Origin of the sequence: Acinetobacter sp. YH12027 (assembly GCF_013420085.1) — a bacterium.
Taxonomy (GTDB): domain Bacteria; phylum Pseudomonadota; class Gammaproteobacteria; order Pseudomonadales; family Moraxellaceae; genus Acinetobacter; species Acinetobacter amyesii.
Map to the genome: position 1 here is coordinate 59,857 of NZ_VOYW01000017.1, position 15,185 is coordinate 75,041.

The 15,185-nt window shown below is 41.0% G+C and carries 17 protein-coding genes; 12 read left to right on the forward strand and 5 right to left on the reverse strand.

The features are described 5' to 3' along the window. Nucleotides 1–75: 75 nt before the first annotated feature. Together FTT94_RS08135 and FTT94_RS08140 are read left to right on the forward strand one after the other, a co-directional pair. Nucleotides 76–414: an FKBP-type peptidyl-prolyl cis-trans isomerase gene (locus FTT94_RS08135; RefSeq protein WP_180005310.1), complete on the forward strand. Its 339-nt coding sequence runs from the start codon at nt 76–78 to the stop codon at nt 412–414. A gap of 187 nt (nt 415–601) precedes the next feature. Further along, nucleotides 602–2,398: a diguanylate cyclase domain-containing protein gene (locus FTT94_RS08140; RefSeq protein ID WP_180170588.1), complete on the forward strand. Its 1,797-nt coding sequence runs from the start codon at nt 602–604 to the stop codon at nt 2,396–2,398. A gap of 126 nt (nt 2,399–2,524) precedes the next feature. Here FTT94_RS08140 and FTT94_RS08145 read toward each other — a convergent pair whose 3' ends face one another. Then, entirely contained in the window at nt 2,525–2,971 is a 447-nt protein-coding gene (locus FTT94_RS08145; protein ID WP_180055504.1) for a GNAT family N-acetyltransferase, read from the reverse strand. A gap of 436 nt (nt 2,972–3,407) precedes the next feature. Between FTT94_RS08145 and FTT94_RS08150 the strand changes: the two genes are divergently transcribed. Beyond that, nucleotides 3,408–3,896 carry a hypothetical protein gene (locus FTT94_RS08150; protein WP_168379275.1) on the forward strand — a complete coding sequence of 163 codons (489 nt, stop codon included), beginning with the start codon at nt 3,408–3,410 and terminating at the stop codon, nt 3,894–3,896. Here FTT94_RS08150 and FTT94_RS08155 read toward each other — a convergent pair. Genes FTT94_RS08155 through FTT94_RS08165 form a run of 3 tightly spaced genes read right to left on the reverse strand, consistent with a single transcriptional unit; the run spans nt 3,878 to nt 6,222 of the window. After that, complete coding sequence (locus tag FTT94_RS08155; protein ID WP_168379274.1) at nt 3,878–4,441, reverse strand: TetR/AcrR family transcriptional regulator; 564 nt, start codon at nt 4,439–4,441, stop codon at nt 3,878–3,880. The two genes, FTT94_RS08150 and FTT94_RS08155, sit on opposite strands and share 19 nt — an antisense overlap. A gap of 50 nt (nt 4,442–4,491) precedes the next feature. Next, nucleotides 4,492–5,382 (reverse strand): alpha/beta fold hydrolase, encoded by an 891-nt coding sequence (locus FTT94_RS08160; RefSeq protein WP_180170579.1) that lies wholly within the window; start codon nt 5,380–5,382, stop codon nt 4,492–4,494. A gap of 54 nt (nt 5,383–5,436) precedes the next feature. After that, complete coding sequence (locus FTT94_RS08165; protein ID WP_180170580.1) at nt 5,437–6,222, reverse strand: crotonase/enoyl-CoA hydratase family protein; 786 nt, start codon at nt 6,220–6,222, stop codon at nt 5,437–5,439. A gap of 222 nt (nt 6,223–6,444) precedes the next feature. Between FTT94_RS08165 and pnuC the strand changes: the two genes are divergently transcribed. The 4 genes from pnuC to FTT94_RS08185 all read left to right on the forward strand — a co-directional run bounded on the left by pnuC (nt 6,445) and on the right by FTT94_RS08185 (nt 8,475). Continuing rightward, nucleotides 6,445–7,029, forward strand: coding sequence for a nicotinamide riboside transporter PnuC (gene pnuC, locus FTT94_RS08170; RefSeq protein ID WP_168379271.1), 585 nt, complete (start codon nt 6,445–6,447; stop codon nt 7,027–7,029). A 79-nt stretch (nt 7,030–7,108) separates the two neighbouring features. Then, complete coding sequence (locus tag FTT94_RS08175; protein WP_180170581.1) at nt 7,109–7,408, forward strand: hypothetical protein; 300 nt, start codon at nt 7,109–7,111, stop codon at nt 7,406–7,408. 109 nt (nt 7,409–7,517) lie between these two features. Beyond that, nucleotides 7,518–7,811 (forward strand): hypothetical protein, encoded by a 294-nt coding sequence (locus FTT94_RS08180; protein ID WP_180170582.1) that lies wholly within the window; start codon nt 7,518–7,520, stop codon nt 7,809–7,811. Nucleotides 7,812–7,977: 166 nt separating this feature from the next. Then, nucleotides 7,978–8,475: a DUF2505 family protein gene (locus tag FTT94_RS08185; protein ID WP_180005318.1), complete on the forward strand. Its 498-nt coding sequence runs from the start codon at nt 7,978–7,980 to the stop codon at nt 8,473–8,475. Between the two features lie 47 nt (nt 8,476–8,522). On the opposite strand, the gene FTT94_RS08190 is transcribed toward FTT94_RS08185, so the two are convergent. Beyond that, nucleotides 8,523–9,803, reverse strand: coding sequence for an MFS transporter (locus FTT94_RS08190; protein ID WP_180005319.1), 1,281 nt, complete (start codon nt 9,801–9,803; stop codon nt 8,523–8,525). A gap of 377 nt (nt 9,804–10,180) precedes the next feature. Here FTT94_RS08190 and def point away from each other — a divergent pair, with 377 nt between their 5' ends. From def to FTT94_RS08215, 5 genes are all read left to right on the forward strand, one after another. Continuing rightward, a complete protein-coding gene (gene def / locus FTT94_RS08195) occupies nt 10,181–10,663 on the forward strand; it encodes a peptide deformylase (RefSeq protein WP_180170583.1) in 483 nt (160 codons plus the stop codon). 189 nt (nt 10,664–10,852) lie between these two features. Further along, a complete protein-coding gene (locus FTT94_RS08200) occupies nt 10,853–12,064 on the forward strand; it encodes a GGDEF domain-containing protein (RefSeq protein ID WP_180170584.1) in 1,212 nt (403 codons plus the stop codon). A gap of 17 nt (nt 12,065–12,081) precedes the next feature. Next, on the forward strand, nt 12,082–12,534 hold the full coding sequence (locus FTT94_RS08205) for a hypothetical protein (protein WP_180170585.1): 453 nt from the start codon (nt 12,082–12,084) through the stop codon (nt 12,532–12,534). 64 nt (nt 12,535–12,598) lie between these two features. Further along, nucleotides 12,599–13,876 (forward strand): glutaminase, encoded by a 1,278-nt coding sequence (locus FTT94_RS08210; protein WP_180170586.1) that lies wholly within the window; start codon nt 12,599–12,601, stop codon nt 13,874–13,876. Nucleotides 13,877–13,966: 90 nt separating this feature from the next. Continuing rightward, a complete protein-coding gene (locus FTT94_RS08215) occupies nt 13,967–15,007 on the forward strand; it encodes a molecular chaperone DnaJ (RefSeq protein WP_180113771.1) in 1,041 nt (346 codons plus the stop codon). Nucleotides 15,008–15,185: the final 178 nt, after the last annotated feature.

Genomic DNA, 15,185 nt, shown 5'->3' on the forward strand with positions numbered 1-15,185 from the left:
TATTTACTACGGCATCCAAAGTAATCCTGTTTATAATAGGGTTTTATTTTGATTGCGGCATTTGAGGTTGAGAGCATGAGCAAAGAATTAGAAATTATTGACTTAGTGGTAGGCGAAGGTAAAGAAGCGGTTAAAGGCGCTTTGATTACAACACACTATACAGGCTGGTTAGAAGACGGCACTAAATTCGATTCATCACTGGATCGTGGTAATTATTTTGAAACGGTAATTGGTACAGGCCGTGTGATTAAAGGTTGGGATCAGGGCATCATGGGGATGAAAGTCGGTGGTAAACGTAAGTTAATCGTGCCATCACATTTAGCTTATGGTGAGCGTAAAATGGGCAATGTGATTCCTGCCAATTCAAATCTTATTTTTGAGATTGAATTGTATGACGTAAAAACTCGCGATTAATAGATCAATAGTTTTAGATCAATGACATGGACGTTATTGATCAATTGGATAAAATAGTAGTTGTTATTTTTGTCTTTTACCGTAGATTAGAATAATTGCTCGAGTATAAACGCAGGAATCAAAGCCGTTGTCTTTACAGTTGCCTTGCACCAGATTGTTCTGGGTTCTTACCTTTATTATTTTTACATTGGCACTCACTGTATCGACTGCTCAAGCACAGTATGAAACTGCGCCTAAATCATTTTATTTAAAGCATCAAAACGAAGTTAACCAAATCTACTTCACAGAAGATACCAGTAGCCTATTGCAAGGCAAATGGTTGTTTTATCCAAATCAATTTTTAACGTCTCCAAGTTCAGTTCTGGTCGGTCAAACGGTCTATCTGCCTGCTTCATTTAAAGACATCACAGGGGATAGTAAAGGCTTTGGGACATTTACTGGACATTTCCAAATCCCCAAACAATTTATTGGCCGTCGTATCGCAATATTGATTCCAAATCAGTACGGTGCGTATCGGGTATTTTTAAATGGTGATGTGATCGTCCGTTTGGGTGAAGTGGGACAAACTGAAGCAGAACAAAAAACGGAAAATGCGCCGCGAATTGCCTATTTCGTCGCTCAAGATGAATATTTCACCTTAACCATTCAGGCTTCGAGTTTTAACAGTATGCATGGCGGTTTTGAAAACCCAATGCGTATTGGTATTGCCAAGACGGTAAACCGCCAATTCCAACGACAAATGATGAGTATTGGGATGGTATCGGGAGCTGTATTGGGTGTTGGATTATTTACGATCCTATTTTCTGTTTTCCGAGGTTTACGCGGTCGCAATAGCCGAAGTAACTTGGTGTTTGGCTTATTTATTGTCTTTTTAGCACTCCATAATTTATTTTCAGCACCTTATGCCTATACCACTTTTACCGATATCAATTGGTTGTGGGGCACGCGATTAGAATACTTATTTACCTATTTGGCATCGATTTTCTTTTTAAGTTATATCCACTTGCTCAGTCGTCGCTATTTATTTACCTTAAATTATCAGATCGCGATTTTGCTGTTGTCGTTGAATATTTCAGTGACTTTTGTTTCGACGCCTGAAATTTTTCAACCTTTGGCAACTTACAGTTTTGCCTATGTGATCGTTGTTCTAAGTAATTTTGCGTATGGTTTTTACCTAACACTGAAAAAGAAAGAACCGTATTCAAAATTAAATTTAATCGCGGTTATTTTCCTGTGCATTACCTTTTTAAACGACTTTTTGCTGATGATGAATTTGATTGATTCAGTCAATTTATCGTTCATTTCAACCAGTTTGTATGCCTTGTTGATCATGTTTCAGCAATCGCACCATTATGCACAGCAGTCGATGCATACGGAACAGTTGAATAATAGTTTGCTTGAGCTAAACAGTTCACTCGATCAGAAAGTCAAAGAGCGCACCTTACAGCTCCATGAGCTGAATAAAAAATTAGAGCTACAAATTCGTATTGATGCCTTAACGGGGGCATTCAACCGCCGTGCACTGAATGCTGAAATTCAACGCTTATATTCGGAGGTCCGTTTTCATAGCCATCGAACATTGGTCTTTGCCATGTTAGATGTCGATTATTTTAAAAATTATAATGACCACTATGGACATCTCAAAGGCGATGAGGTGTTACAGCAGATCGTGAAAACCATGCAAAACACTCTGCCAAGTTCAGCCTATGTGGCTCGCTACGGGGGAGAGGAGTTTGCCATATTGATGCATGATGTTCCGTATGCGATTGCCCAAGAGCAATTCCAATTGGTACTCGAAGCCATGCGTAATGAACAGCTTGAACATGTTAATCGGGGTGATGACAAAAATTACGTCACACTGAGTTTGGGGATGGCATGGATGGATAAGCAGAATGACTTCGAAAGTATCGAAGCCTTAATGAAGCATGCAGACCATTATTTATATATGGCCAAACAGGCAGGACGCGATCAACTTAAGCCTTGATACTCCGTTGTAAACGGTGAAAACTTTGCGGTGCTATTGTTAGTACCATTGCCAATACTCATTTAAATTCATCTCTCAAATTCATGCTGTTTGAAAATCTATCCTTCTATGAACTTTATCTCTCTACTAACAGAGCTGTTTAACCAATTTGAGCGGAACATCAGCAGGCTCAAAATCCTGATGTGTGACAAAGCCATATTTTTGGTAAAAGGCGAGTGCCGTATGGGTACTTTCTAGACTGATCTCGGTAATATTCTTTTTCCGGACACAGTGCATCATGTTTAATAATAACGCCTTACCAATGCCTTGGTACTGACGTTCAGGGCAAATATAGTTCAGTAAAATTTGTCCCTGATCACTGACTAAAATAAAGCCGACCACTCGATTGTCACTGACGTAGACCCAACTATCGTTGTAAAGCATCCACATTAAGATATTTGATTGATTTGCCTCCTCAAGCCAAGTTTGAATCACACTTTCATTACGTTGATGGTCCTGGATACATGAACGAATGCTGTTGTGAATCACGTTAATAATTTCGGGTATGTCCTGGATTTGTGCTTCGCGTATCATAATTTTTTCTTTTTATAAAAAAACTCCAACAGCCTGCCATTTCAGAAGATATCGCCCTGTGCTTAAAGAGGCTTATTGTTGCGTTTTATGTTTTTTTGCTGCCATTGCGCCGTTGGGTTGGGTTTTTATTTCAAAATTGTTGCAAAATTTACAAATGTATATTTATAAATTAATCATTAAATATGGATAAATAACCACATAAATGCATCTAACTATACTGTTTTTAAAGTAATAATAGATCTTTTAGAAATGTATACATACTCAATGATTTCAGCAGGTGTAATAGTTTGAAATAAATTAGCAAAGAAAATAGGCCAAATTTCAGCTTTAAAATAATTTTGTATGAATTTTAAACGTTATTGTGCGTTATATTAGTCCATAAAAATATTCGATGATTCAAGATGTGCATGCGCGTCATCGGCAGTAGGTTGTTATTATGGTTAATTTTCTCATTGTGATATGTATTCTGATCGCGTTGTCTGCAGCGGGCATTGTGGTCAAAAAAATCCTAAAAACAGAAAAATATCGTCAAAAATATACGCGCTACCAAGCACCAGAAAAATCGAACAGTATCTCTTTAGCATCGAATGATGATGCTATACGCCAAGTCGATCAGGTCATTGAAGTTGATGAATATGAACAGCAACTTTTTGATGATATTGCGGAAATTTTCTTTCAACAACAATACAAATTAGATTCGCTACAGGCAGCCGAGCAGTTACAAGAAGTCTTTTTACGTCGCATGCCAGTGAATTGTAAAACTCAAATTCGCCAATTAGATTTGAATGAATGGTCGATTTATTGGAATTTTTACAATCAATCACTCGAGTATTATTTAGGCCGATACGGTGAGTTTTATACACATGTCGACCGTTTTGGCGAAGAACATAAAATTGAATATCGCTATCAAGACTCCGCAAGTTGAAGCAAAATGCGATCTTGGACTAAATCGAGATAACTCAAATCATCGGTTATTCGGGCCATTAAAATAGCGCCTTCATAATCCGCCAAGCTGACTTTGGCAAGTTGAGCGGCGTGTTCGATGGTCATGCATCGCTTAAAAAACACTTCAAAGGCGAGTTGCCACTCCTGAAAGATGGACTGTAATTTTGCAAAAATCTCGGCAGGTAAATGTTGCCGCTCCATACTTAAGATCCCGACCAAACAGCCTAATCCACCTTGGCTAAAAAACTGGATGGCCTGTTGATGGATGTGCGAGAAAGCCTGTTGAGGTGATGCAGTGGATCGCTGTAATTGCTGAAAAATACTGTGCTTTAACTTCACGTGTGTCAGGTTTAAAATTTCCATCAGCAAAGCGTCTTTATTCGGATAGTCATAATAAAACGCAGCTTTTGAAAGTCCACAGGCTTCAGCCAATTTCCCCATGCTGCAGCCCATATAGCCATAGCGTTTAAAGGCGTGTGCTGACTGTAGTAATAGATGTTCTGAGGTGTTTTTCCGTGGACGCATGTATCTCTCTATCCAAATAAATCACTATGATGTGTATAAAGTAAATTGGTTTAACCGACTAATAGTTCGTCAAACCTTCCAATGACTTCCTGCCATAAGGGTTCAGCACCTTTGCGGAAATATCCCATATGACCAATATGTTTTAGACCATAATCTTGCGCTTCAATATTGATATAGTGCATTGATGCTTGCGCATAATGTTGCATAAAAGCATGTCGTGAATTGGGTAATGCCCAGTCATCATCGAGCGCAGCGACCGCATAAATCGGCGTTTGAACTGCAGCATATTGTTGAGATAGCTCACTCAGCTCAGGGTCGGCAAAGAAATAGGTTGGGTTTTTACACCAACGACGCCATTGCTTATAGACATCGACAGGAAGGTCAGCGCCCATATTGAGTTTGCTCCAAGGCAAATACCCTTTGACAGCAACCATCGGTGGAAAAACGATATTCCACATCACGTGCACTTTCATTTTTTCCTTAAATGGCATATAGCCATGCCAACCTGCGCCAGTGCCAAAACAATACATGGCACGTATCTGATCATGATTTGAGGTGAGGCCTAATGCTTGACCGCCATAGGAGTGTCCCACTAGAAAAGTTTCCTGACCATGTTGTTGCATATAAGCTATGGCGCCAGAAAGGTCATAACGTCCCCAGTCGAGGTAGGACATCTTAAAGCCTTTAAGTTTTGACGGTGCAGAACGTCCAATACCACGATAATCAAAAGTCAGTACTTGATAACCGAGTCCTGCGGCATACTCGGCAAACCGACGGTAAAATTGTTGAGGGACGCCTGTTGCACTTGAAATAATAATATTGGCTTTAGCGGCAGAATTAGGCCGATATTCAACGCCTGAAAGCGTATAGCCATCGGTCGCAGGGAACTTAACCTGTGTACTATATATTTCTTGCGTTGCTGGTTCTAAATCCGGTGACATAATTTTTCTCTTGATAGGCAGGACGTAAAGGGTTTACTCAGTTTAAATAAAGGCTTACTTGCCCTGAAAATTGGCTGCGCGACGTTGTAGCATGGCCATGACACCTTCTTGTACATCTTGTGTTTCTAGTAATGGTTGTAAGTGCTGATCCAATTGAGAAAATGCAGCATCGGCTCCCAAATGCACACCTTGCTGTGCTGAGGCCAGTGTTGCCTGAACCGCCAATGGTGCGGCCTGTGCAATTTGTTCTGCAAGTTCGATCGCACGAGATAAGGGCGCTTGGTCAGTGATTTCAGTCACCAAGTTCATGTCATATGCCGTTTGCGCATTGAAACGTTCACCCGTGAGTAAGTAACGCATGGCTTTATTCCAACCCGCTGCTTGCACAAAGCGAACTGTTGCACCACCAAAAGGAAGAATGCCACGTTGCACTTCCATTTGAGCAAACTCGGTCTGACGCTGTGCGATCACGACATCGGCATTCAGCATGAGTTCAATACCCGCTGTAAAACAGAACCCTTGTACCGCGACCACAACTGGTTTTTTTCGTTGTCGTGAGTTGGTTCCCCACGGATTAATTTGCTGATCAGGAAAATTAAACAGCCCGCTGCCAAGTTTGGGTTGTAGTTCGACCAAGTCTAGACCTGCAGTAAAATGATCGCCATGAGCAAAAATTACCGCACAGCGTAAATTTGGATCATCTTCATATTCAGTGAGCGCCAGTGAAAGGTCATGAATTAAATGACTGTCAAACGCATTTCGTTTATCTGCACGGTCCAAACCGATTAAATAAAGATGACCACGAATTTCTCGACTTACACGACCTTGTTGTTCTGACATTTGGATGATTCCTTCTGATTATTCTTTATGCATAGCTAAGTTTTTAAACGATTGTTAGAAAACTGTCAAAACTGATGCGTTCAAAACATCAAAATCAAAGTAAGTTGGCTGAATGGTTTGATTTAAAATTTACAGAGTTGATATGAAATAGTGCAGGATATAGCTTGCCTTTAGGCTGAATTTTTCCATAATAGCTGCAGCTTTTTTAAGGCCCAATCAACCATGTCGAACTTAGAAATATTTGCAGTCATTATTAGCTTAATCGGGGTGACTTTAACCATAAAGCGAAATATGTGGTGTTGGTGGTTTAACTTTGCAGCTTTTTTGCTGTATGCCTACTTGTTTTATACCTACAAACTTTATGGCGAAACCATTTTGCAGTTTTTCTTTGTGGTGGTGAACTTCTACGGTTTTTATCATTGGTTGAAGGGCAAACAACAAGACCACGACATTCGTATTGAACCGATTGCGACCAAACTCGTGATCTTTCAAATGCTCTTAGCTGCGGTGGGCGGTTTGATTTTTGGTTTAAGCCTGCACTATTTTACCGATGCAGCCGTACCGATTTTGGATGCACAATTGGCCGCGTTTAGCTTACTCGCAACGTATTGGACCAGCCGGAAACATATTGCTACTTGGGTGCTTTGGGTATTTGTCGATATTATCTATGTGGGTATGTTTATATACAAAGACCTGTATCTCACTGCGGCGTTGTATGCTGGTTTTGTGGGCTTGGCGGCATTTGGTTGGTGGCAATGGACACAAGTCAAAAATAAACAGCAGCAACAGGCGATGAAAGCTTTATAAGGATCATTGGGTGATGGCAAAGCTACTTTTAATAGCCGATGATCCGATCCCGATGAATAAGTAAAGAGCGTGCAGAGTCATGATTATCGACTTTCAACTTGAGCAGCAACTGCGTTTTGACCGACAAGCTACGGTTCTACTGCAGCAAAAGGCGAGCTTTTTTCAGTTTGAGCAAATAGCAGATGTGTATAACGCTGAATGGCTCAAGGCATTTCCACAAGGGACGCAATGTAGCATCAGCGGTTTGGATGATGGTGCAGATGAATACGGCATCCAAATCAGTTATAAACACCAAAGCATCTTGATCGATTATTCACAAGCAATCAAATTGGTACACCGTGATCGGGATGGTGTAGTGCATAGCATGCTGTTAAATTAACAACTTAAATTAAACTGAGATTTATAAAAGCAGTACCACAAAGATTTGTTATAGAAATATAAAAATAAGCGCAATAAGAAATGAAAAGATATGGGAAGCTATTAAAGCAATGACGCAACTTGATCCCAAAGATTCAACATTTGAAATTTTTAATCAGCTATGTTTCGAACTTTTTCATGATTATGGCTCGCACTGCACGTCTTTTGAACCTAGCGCTTTAATACATGCAAAACCAATTCAACAGCTTCCTGAACAAGCCAGCTTTGATATTTTTAGCCTCGGCTTCGGTCATTGGTACGCAAAGTTGTCCTATGCAGGGATGTGTTTAAAAATCGATGCGGGCTGGGAATTTCAGCTCGAGTTCAAAGATCAGCATGGGCAAATCTATCAAAAAGTCCTTTAAGTCAAAGCCCGATTGATTTGCAGTATGGCAATTCTGTTTTTCTAGCTTGGTTTCAGGTCAATGACAGCCATAACGCTTTCCGATTTAATCCAAAACACAGTTATAGCAACTGTAGACTGGGCGAAATAAAACAATAAAACCTATATTGACCTGAAGGATTACGAGAATGGCACATCAATTTACCGTCAATGCCACTATTCATGGCGTTTCAATTGAAGATTTTAAACGACTAGCCGCAGATATTAGCTTGCATGAAGCGGTGTGCAAACGCATACCGGGTGAAAATCTAGAAATTTTAGAATCAAAAAAAACAGGCGATATGTATACCTTAAAACGTGCGTATAACCTTGATGTAAATATTCCAGATATTGCCAAGAAATTTTTAAAAGATGCGTTTCGCTTAAAACGTACAGATATTAGTAATTTGGCGGCGTTAACGTCAGATGTCAAACTGGATCCAAACCTACCGCTCGAAGCCAGTTGCAAACGAAGTGTCAGTGGCGATGCGACACAAGTCAGTTTTAATTTGGACTGGACGGTGAAAGTCAAAGTTCCATTGATAGGTGGATTACTAGAAAAACATGCAGAAGGTGAAATTCGTCGTTTTAGTCAGCTTGAGATTGAAATTGTAGAAGATGAATTGCGTAAAAATTTAAAAGCCTGAATTGATTTGAAAGCGAGTTAAAAAAAGCGGTCATTGACCGCTTTTTTTTAGTGAGATGTTTTTTCAAAACGTTGACGATAGAGCATCGCAGTAAAGAAGGTCACCAAACAGACGGTCCAAATATAATACATGGCGCCAATGTTACTGTATAAACTCAACCATTGAACCAATGGCAAGGTGATACCACCAGCGATGGCATAGGCCAAATTGTATGAAAATGAAATGCCCGAGAAACGAATCTGTGCAGGGAACATTTTCACCATACTATAAGACACCATACCAACCGTGCCTGATGCCAAGCCGAGCAGCATATAGAGCGCAAACACGGTCGATGCCGCCACATGGCCCAAGCTGTTATAGAACACACCCGCGATTAGCGCGACAAGGAGGGAGCCGAACAATATCACTTTGCCCGCACCGAAGCGATCTGCCAAAAGACCTGCCAAGATACAACCGACCATTTGCATCACAATAGCGGCACTTTGCATTTTAAAGGCATCGGCACGCTCAAAACCAAAGGCGCCTGTGAGTAAATTTGGCATCGCTAAAATCAGCACAACAACACAGCCGGTTAAGAACCATGTAAACAGCATACCAATCACAACGCCTGTTTTGTGTTGTTGCAGCACTTGTTTTACTGGAAGCTCTTTAGCCAATTGTTTCTTTTCTTGCATGGCTTTAAATACAGGCGTTTCTTTTAAATAACTGCGGAGATAGAGCGCAACAAAACCAAAGATCCCGCCTAGAATAAATGGAATCCGCCATGCCCAGTCATGGATTTCTGACTCTGTAAATTGTAATGAAATAAACAAAGACATCAGTGCGCCCAATAGGATACCTAAAGATAAGCCGGCAGTGAGTAGGCCGTTGGCGATCCCAATTTTTTGCTCTGGCACATGCTCTGAAACAAAAGTCCATGCCGCAGGGATTTCACCACCAATCGCGATGCCTTGAATCACGCGCATCAGTAGGAGCAGGAGTGGTGCTGCATAGCCAATACTTTCAAAAGTTGGCATCACACCGATCATCAGTGTAGGCAGAGCCATGAGTAAAATAGACAAACTAAATAAACGCTTACGACCAATCAAATCGCCAAAATGCGCCATCACCACACCACCCAATGGGCGGAAAAAATATCCGGCTGCAAAAATACCGTAGGTATTCAGCATCGCCCAAAATGGACTGAGTCCAGTGGGGAAAAACAGTTCCGAAATAATTTTGGCATAAAACACATAAATAACGAAGTCATAAAACTCTAAAGCACCACCGAGTGATGACAGTCCGAGGGTACGTTTATCTTGACGAGTCAGGCGTGGCTGAGCTTCCATGCAAATATTTTCCAACAGCAAATAGCATGCGATGATTTTAGTGATTCAAATTTTTATTGAATAATCAAACTTTTTTGCCTTATTAAAAACTTATAGTTATGGAAATATCATTAAATAAGAACAAAATAATATAGATAAAGCCACGTTAATTTAAAAAGTGATAGGCAATGGGCGATGGTGTGCTTTAATTTTAAATGATAAATATCAATCATATAAAGATTTATGATCCGCTATTTTATTCAGTACTCTATATAAACCATAAAAGATTCAAAGCCATAGCACACTGCTGTTTTATACTCAGAACCGATAATAATGAACACAGCATCGTCATTATAGTCAACGTGATTTAAGTCAGTTAGACGAAAAAGGATAAAAACATGAGTCATATTGCTGCTGTTGCGCAGCGTGGAGAAGCGATTTTGACGCTAACTGCCGCAGAGGTGCAAGCGTCTGAAATAGGTTCTGCATGGTTAATTGCATTGAGCGAAACACTGCATGCCACCATGCTTGAGCGTCAAGGCGTAGGCATTGCGGCGCCGCAAATTTATGTTTCTAAGCGGGTGATTATCGTGGCTTCACGTGCAAATTTACGCTATCCCGATGCGCCTGAAATGGAGGCGATCGTGATGGTCAATCCAGTGATTACATCTCGATCTACGACCACGGTTTTGGGTGAAGAAGGCTGCTTAAGTGTGCCGAATGCACGAGGACAAGTCCCGAGAGCCGAACAAATTAGCGTGCGATATTTGACGCTTCAAGGTGAAGTCAAAGAGAAAACCCTGAATGGTTTTCCCGCACGGATCGTACAGCATGAGGTCGATCATCTGAATGGGATTTTATTCACCGAGCGTTTAGAATAATAAACCATGTTATTTCAAAATATAAAAATGACCAATTGAGCTAAAAAAATAGCGGAAAAGTAATTTGAATAGTGTTGCAAGTGAAGTTTAAAGGCTTCAAATGTTGCACTTATAACTGTGAAATAGGCTTTCTTTTTGAAGCTAAAACCTTGTATAACTAGCGAAATAATAAAATAAAAAAGAAGATTAATGGGGAAAAATTGGGGCAATGCTGTCTGTACGAAATGGGGCGTACAATGGCGTAAGTTGAAGCATCTTTTGTTTGAATCGGACTATCTCATTATCAATTGGTCTGACTACGATAAAGGGCGTTTACTTCTCATCTTTGGCATGCTGAGTCAAGTTAGCGTGTTGAAGTGGTGCATCATGAATTTTTATTATTCGACCAATCGGATTTGGTTTAATCCGAGTGAACTCAAGTTCAGGATCATCGTCGCTTGTATAGTCCTACTCAGTTATGGCGTATTGGCAGTACTCAGTATTTATTTCAAAAAATATTTAAATTTTAGACTGTTTTTTAGCTATTTTGCGCCCGTCCTGTTTGGGATCGGCATGATCTATGGTGGCTATATGATCGGGATCTATAGTCCTGCCACCATGGCGGGAACAGTCAATTTGTTGATGGTCGGTTTAGTTTTTTATCGTCCTGCAATTATGCTCAGTATTACATTTCCGATCACACTGTTTATTGGCTACATTTGCTATCAAACTTCGATTGACCATCTAGAATATGCACCGATTTTCAGCCCGGCTTTAAAACAGAGTGAGTTTTACGACAATGCCTTTTGGCTCATGAGTATGGCGGAGTTGTATTTACCCATATTGATTGTGAGTGCAGTGTTTTTTCAGATTTTGCTTTTACAGTGGCGACACCGTGAACAAAAGATGGAAGTCCTCAGCCGTGTCGATGGCCTGACCAATGTGTTTAACCGTCGTTATGTCAGTCATGAACTTGATACGCTCAGCAAACAGACACGGCCTGAATTTGCAGTCGTTTTGCTTGATCTCGACCATTTTAAATTGATCAATGACCAATATGGACATGATGCAGGAGATGCCGTTTTACAACGTGTTGCTCAAATTTTAAATGACAATACTCGTGTACAAGATGTGGTTGGGCGTTATGGCGGTGAAGAATTCATTTTAATTCTAAAAAATCAGAGTTTAGAGCAGGCGATAGAGGTCGCTGAACGCTGTCGATTGGCCATTTCTGAAGCTGAAACTATGATAGCCAACCAACATATGTTGAAGATTAGTGCAAGTTTCGGTGTAGCAACTGCGATTGAGGGGACACCGTCTGCTGTGGTCACGCGTATGGCCGATCAAGCGCTGTACATGGCAAAGCAACAAGGACGTAACCAAGTGCGTAGCTTTCGTGAGTTAAACTTGGCAGAAGATTAAAAACTTAAAAGATAGCGATGCAGCAATTACAATTTCAGCTCGGATTAGCGCAGCTCCACTTTCAGACTGAGCAACGGAATATTCATTTTGATCATGGCTTAGTCGCTTTGGTGCAAAAATGTGTCCGACATCAGCGCTTCGATGCTTTAGCGATTGAATATTTGATCTATGAAATTGAAGAAATTTTAGAACGATTACAGCTCGATTATCAGACACAGCGCTATGCTCAGTCGAATGATGCGATGCTGCATATATTGGTGCAGACCTTTTTTGAACATGCGACCCGCATTGACCGACAAAGCTTAGAACATGGCTTTAATGAAATGATTGAACATACTGAATATTATCAAAATCTCTTTGGTGAACAGGCAATCATTCAACTCAGTTATTTCGTTTTTATTCGAGAAATGATGCACCATTTGAATATACAGCACATACAGGTTTTAGCTCAGAACACGACTTCACCATAAGGACTTATACAGATGCAGCTCAATTTGTTATAAATAAAAAAGCACACAACAAAAAATAGCCCTTATGAAAACGCCTGTTCCAGATTATTTACAGCATGTCCTTAATGCCTGCGATGCCAATCAGCACGGAGCTTTGGCAGATTATATTCCTGAGTTAGCTAACGCCAATCCGAATAGACTGACTTTGGCACTGTCTACCGTAGATGGCACGATTTATTCCACGGGTGATGACGAAGTCGAGTTCACCATACAGTCGATGTCTAAACCTTTTGCTTATGCCTTAGCGATTCGTCATCTTGGTTTAGACAGCGTTTTACAAAAAGTCGGTGTCGAGCCATCGGGAGAGGCATTCAATCAAATTGCGCTCGATCCACAGAGCAATACCCCGAAAAACCCGATGATCAATTCGGGGGCAATCACCACACATTCACTATTACCGCATGACGAACACAGCACCCGAGCTGAAAAACTCCGTGAATTTTTAAGTGAACTGGCAGGGCGTGAGCTGAGTTTTGATGAAGCGGTTTACCAGTCTGAAGTGAAGACGGCTTTTCGAAATTTGTCGATCGGTTACATGCTGCGCACAGTCGGTGTGCTTGAAGAAGACCCTGAAGATGTGGTGAATGGTTACATTCGTCAGTGTGCAATATTAGTGACTGTTAAAGATTTGGCAAAAATGGCCAGTGTGCTTGCCAATGGTGGCGTGCAAGCAGCCACAGGTAAACGGTTGCTGTCACGTTCGGTGGTGCGCCAAGTGTTGAGTGTGATGATGACTTGCGGCATGTATGATGCTGCGGGTGATTGGCTGACAACGGTCGGTATTCCTGCCAAAAGTGGTGTGGCCGGTGGCATCATGGGGGCTTTGCCGGGTCAGGTTGGGCTGGCTGTCTTTAGTCCGAAACTGGATACACATGGTAATAGTGTTCGAGGCGTCGAAATATTTGAACGACTGTCGAAGGACATGGGGCTGCATGTGATGGAGGGAACTCCTTCAGCGCAAACGATCGTCCAAAGTCGCTATAGCTGCGGTCTTGATCATTCGGTGGTGGTGTATGAACTGCGCGGCGTATTGCAATTTACTGAGTCGGAAATGTTGCTGCGGATCTTAGAGGATGAACCTGTTGCGACTAACCATATCATTTTAGATCTGACCAATATTTCTTTGATACACGATGTTGGTGTCCGAATGCTCTTTGAAGGTGTAGACCGTTTAATTGCGGATGGTCATCGCGTGGCAGTGATCGACTCAGAACATCTCTTGGAACAAAGTCGAAGTCATGCAGGACATGAGGTGGTTGTTCGGGAAGAGCTGAGTCAATATTTACAACGGTTTGAGCGTTAATTAATAAAACGTGATTTTTGAGTTAGGCAAAGGGCTCATAAGTTTAGTGCTTAGATCGGCTATAATTTTCTTTTTGCGTTAAATTTGCTTATGTCATTTGAGTTAAAAGTCAGTTTACTCCCGAGTGTTGAAGCTTTATCCCCACAGCATAAAAAGCTGAATAAACTGATTGAGCAAATCGAACAGCAAAAGCTGGATTTAGATCTTTGGCAAAATGCCAAAAGTGAAATTCAGAGTTATATCCAGCTGAAACTTGTGCCGATCTATCGTGATTTGCATGCGGTGTACTTTCGTCAGCTTGAGCAACTTTGGCTGCACATACAACAAGAAGACTTTGCCAAAGCAGATTTAGCACAGCTTGATGCCAAACTCACCAAATTGGCAAAGCAGCTAAAAAAATCCAACTATTTAAATACAGCAGAACTTGAAAAAGTCGCTGAGGTGGATGCTTTTTATCAGCAGCATCATGCGCACAATCAAAAGCCAAATAAAAAAGCCAAGTCAGCCCAAACTGAACAGAGCAAAGTAGAAGGTTATGTTGATATAGAACAAGAAACGACAGAAGAATATGAGTCATATGAAGAGTGGGACAGCGAACAATATCAACGTGAGAAAGAAGAGCATCAGCGGAAACGCTTAGCGCAAAAGCGTGAACAAGCTGAAAAGTTAGTGAACCAATCACTGAAAACCGTGTATTTAAAAATCACTGCAATGATTCACCCAGACCGCGAGCCTGACGAAACTAAAAAAGCTGAAAAAACCGAGTTGCTGCAAGTGGTGAATCAAGCTCATGAAGCACAGGATTTGTTTTATTTATTAAAGCTGCAATTACAGCTAGAAACTAATAAGGGCAAAAGCCCTAAAGCTTTAACTGATGAACATTTAAAGTTTTATCAAATGGCGCTTGAGGCACAAAGCCAACGCTTAGCTAGTCAGATAGATGACATTACAGATAGTTTTCATTGGAGTGAAAAACCGAAACCGAAAAATATGCAGGTGAAAGATGTGTATAAGGTGATTGATGGTGATGTTTCAGTGTTAAAAGAACAAGTGAAGTGGGAAAAAGAACGGCTGAAATATATGGAGAAGGTGAAGGGGCTGGAAGTGTTGTTGGAGAATGGGGTGCTTTGATACTTTTTTCATTAAAAGCACGTTTCCCTCACCCCAACCCTCTCCCAGAGGGCATAGGTATCTACACAAATCCCAAGTTTTGGGTTAAATTGAAGAGCATGCTCTTCAATTTAATATCTCCCATCTTGATACACGTCTCGTCAGACGATACAACGCCCTCGTAAAGCTTAATATGAAT